Below are 3622 nucleotides of genomic sequence, written 5' to 3'. Positions count from 1 at the left end.
GGCGGGGGGCCGCGCCCAGCCCCTGCCCGCGCACGCTCCTGTCGCCGCGTCACCCGCGCCCGGTCGCCGCCGTCCTCGTCCTTACCGGGCACCCGCACGGTGACGGCATGGCAGGGGTCCTCGAAGGGGGAGCCCGGGGGAGAGGCGGGCGCCGGAGAGTTCCGTCAGGAGCCGGGGCTGCGGGTGCCGCCGCCGCTGTGGGGGTGGCTGCCGCGGGCCGTGACGGGACCGCGTCCGGTGTCGAGGTCACCGAGCCAGTGCCGCCGTAGCCGCCCGCCGACGCGTGACGGGCCCCCCTCCGGTCACCGCCCCCGGCGCGACCGCCGGCTCACTCCTCGAACAGCGTCTCCTGTTCGCCCTCCGCCCGCTGCCGTACCCGGCGGTTGCGGGCGCCCACCACCACGGCCGTCGCCGCCGCGGTCACGCCGAGGGCGACGGGGACCATCCAGCCGCGGTCGAAGACGTGTCCGAGGGCGTGGTCGAGGGAGAGCCGGCCCGGGCCGGCGACGGCGAGGCCGGCGGCGGCCAGGCCGAGGGTCGCCGCGTGCTCGTAGCCGCCCTCCTGCGCGAAGAAGCCGTGGGGCATGTGCACGGCCGCGGCCCCCGCCATGCCGCCGGCCGCCGCGGCGCCCGCCGCCGGGGTCGCGAGGCCCAGCGCCAGCAGTGCGCCGCCGCCCGCCTCCGCCAGGCCCGCCGCCGTCGCGCTCGCCTTGCCGGGGGCGTAGCCGATGGACTCCATGTACTGGCCGGTGCCCTCCAGGCCGTGCCCGCCGAACCAGCCGAACAGCTTCTGCGCGCCGTGCGCCGCCAGTACCCCGCCGGTGCTCAGCCGAAGCAGCAGCAGGCCCAGATCACGTCGGTCGTAACAGGTCACGGTGACTCCCCAGCAGACAGGCGGACACGTCCCCTCCCGTGCTCCCACCCTGGCACCGCCGGTGCCGCACGGCCCGTCCTGGCTGCCGTTCGAGTGGCGGCACCGCCGGCGCGATGTGAGCCTGACGCCATGACGATTCAGCCAGCCAAGCTCAGCGACCCCGCGGTCCGGGCGTTCGTCCACGCCGTCAACGCCCACGACCGCGAGGGTTTCATGGCCCTGCTCACGCCCGGGGCGACCATGGCCGACGACGGCTCCGACCGGGACCTCGCCGACTGGATCGACCGGGAGATCTTCTCCTCCCGCGGCCACATGGAGGTCGACAACGAGTCCGACGGCGGCCGGACCCTGCTCGCCCGCTACCGCAACGACACGTGGGGCGAGATGCGCACCCGGTGGAGCTTCACCGTGGAGGACGACGGGCGGATCTCGCGGTTCGAGACCGGGCAGGCGTAGGACGGCCGAGGCCGGACGGGACCGGCCCCGAGAAGGCCCGAGCCTCGGAAGTCCCCCGGGGTCTTGTCTTCGCGTGCGCTCCAACTCCTAGCGTCCCACCCATGACGACACGGACGCTGGGACGCAGTGGCATCGAGGTGAGCGCCCTCGGTTTCGGGTGCTGGGCCATCGGGGGTGAGCACCAGACCGCCGACGGGCAGCCCGTCGGCTGGGGGAAGGTGGACGACGACGAGTCCGTACGGGCCGTCCGCCGGGCCCTCGACCTCGGCGTCACCTTCTTCGACACCGCGGACTCCTACGGCACCGGGCACAGCGAGGAGATCCTCGGCAAGGCCCTCGGCAAGCGGCGGGACGACGTGGTCCTCGCCACCAAGTGGGGCAACGTCTTCGACGCGGACACCCGCACCCTCACCGGCACCGACGCCACCCCGGAGTACGCCCGCCGGGCCCTCACCGCGTCGCTGCGCCGCCTCGGTACCGACCGGGTCGACCTGTACCAGCTCCACATCTCCGACGCCGACCCGGCTCGCGCCGCCGAACTGCGGGACGCGTGCGAGGAGTTCGTCGCCGAAGGTCTCGTCCGCGCCTACGGCTGGAGCACCGACGACCCGGCGCGGGCCGCCGTCTTCGCCGAGGGACCGCACTGCACGGCCGTACAGCACGCCCTCAACGTGCTGCAGGACGCGCCCGAACTCGTCGCCCTGTGCGAGCGGCTGGAGCTGGCGAGCGTCAACCGCAGCCCGCTCGCCATGGGGCTGCTCGCCGGGCGGCGCGGCGGTCCGCTGGAGGCCGGGGACATCCGGAGCCGTCCGCCGGCCTGGCTGCCGGGGTACGCGGACGACGGCTCCGGCGCCGATCCCGAGTGGCTGACCCGGATCGACGCGGTCCGCGACATCCTCACCAGCGGCGGGCGGAGCCTCGCCCAGGGCGCCCTCGCCTGGCTGTGGGCCCGCAGCCCGCGCACCGTGCCCATCCCCGGCTTCCGGACCGTCGCCCAGGCCGAGGAGAACGCCGGGGCGCTCGCGAAGGGGCCGCTCACCGCGGCGCAGCTGGCCGAGGTCGACCGCCTGCTCGGCAGGTGAGCGGCCCCGAGAACCGTACGGGAGGGGCCGGTGGGGCCGGTGCCGCGGGCATGACGGCATCACACGGCTCATCGGATTTTCATAACGCGGCAAATTCCGGGCCGTCTCGGCCCTCGGGTCGCGAAGTCCCTGCTCGACGCGGTGTACGGTCCCCGGGTGCGTGAATGTTCCCGGCTCAGCCGGCGTGCCGTCCTCGGACTGACGGCCGCCGCCCTTCCCCTGTCCACGGCCACGTCCGCCGCCGCGACGACCGTCGTCGGCGGCGAGCGGCTGGCCCGCACCGGCGTCCAGGTGCGCGGCGCCACCGGACTGCCCAGGAAGCTCACCGCCCGCTCCTGGCTGGTCGCCGACTGCGAGAGCGGCGAGGTGCTCGCCTCGTTCAACGCGCACCGGCGGCTCGCGCCCGCGTCCACGCTGAAGATGCTGTTCGCGGACACCGTGCTGAAGAAGTTCGACCGCACCGAGCGCTACAGGGTCACCGACGCCGACCTGGCCGACATCCCGGCCGGCTCCAGCCTCGTCGGCATCAAGCCCGGCATCACCTACACCGTCGAGCAGCTGTGGCAGGGGGTGTTCCTGCGCTCCGGCAACGACGCCGTGCACGTGCTGTCCCACATGAACGGCGGCATCGCCAGGACGGTCGCGGAGATGCAGGCCAAGGCCGAGGACCTCCAGGCCCTGGACACCCACGTGGTCAGTCCCGACGGCTTCGACCACAAGGGGCAGCTCTCCTCGGCGTACGACCTCACGCTCTTCGCCCGGCACGGCCTGAAGGACCCCGACTTCCGCGCCTACTGCGGCACGCGGACCGCCGACTTCCCGGCGGGCGGGAAGAAGACCTTCCAGATCCAGAACACCGACCGCCTGCTGACCGGGGCGTGGGGTCTGAAGACCTACGACGGCCTGATCGGTGTCAAGAACGGCTACACCAGTCACGCGGGCAACACCTTCACCGGCGCGGCCACCCGGGGCGGACGGACCCTGCTGGTCACCGTGATGCATCCCGACGCCGGCGGCAACGCCGTCTACGAGCACACCGCCGCGCTGCTCGACTGGGGCTTCACCCACGGGCGTTCGGCCCGGCCGGTGGGCCTGCTGGTCGAACCGCTCAGCGCGGGCGGGGCGCGCGCCACTCCGGCGCCCGAGCGGAACGCGGTGCAGGCGGCGGCCGGCGCCCCCGGCTCGGCGTCCGGCGGCGGCTCGGCCTGGC

General features: G+C 74.5%; 4 protein-coding genes. 3 read left to right on the top strand and 1 reads right to left on the bottom strand.

The genetic code is table 11. The features are described from left to right. Window positions 1–328: 328 nt before the first annotated feature. Window positions 329–874, bottom strand: coding sequence for a DoxX family membrane protein (locus ABZV94_RS40775; RefSeq protein ID WP_356350040.1), 546 nt, complete (start codon window positions 872–874; stop codon window positions 329–331). A gap of 129 nt (window positions 875–1003) precedes the next feature. Here ABZV94_RS40775 and ABZV94_RS40770 point away from each other — a divergent pair, with 129 nt between their 5' ends. From ABZV94_RS40770 to ABZV94_RS40760, 3 genes are all read left to right on the top strand, one after another. Continuing rightward, window positions 1004–1330, top strand: a complete 327-nt coding sequence (locus ABZV94_RS40770) for a nuclear transport factor 2 family protein (RefSeq protein WP_356350038.1) — start codon at window positions 1004–1006, stop codon at window positions 1328–1330. Window positions 1331–1431: 101 nt separating this feature from the next. Beyond that, window positions 1432–2412: an aldo/keto reductase gene (locus tag ABZV94_RS40765; RefSeq protein WP_356350035.1), complete on the top strand. Its 981-nt coding sequence runs from the start codon at window positions 1432–1434 to the stop codon at window positions 2410–2412. 156 nt (window positions 2413–2568) lie between these two features. Further along, a partial coding sequence (locus ABZV94_RS40760; protein WP_356350033.1) for a serine hydrolase occupies window positions 2569–3622 on the top strand: 1054 nt, incomplete at its 3' end.

Source organism: Streptomyces sp. NPDC004658 (assembly GCF_040609555.1).
GTDB lineage: Bacteria > Actinomycetota > Actinomycetes > Streptomycetales > Streptomycetaceae > Streptomyces.
This window is presented reverse-complemented; position numbering and strand designations above follow the sequence as displayed.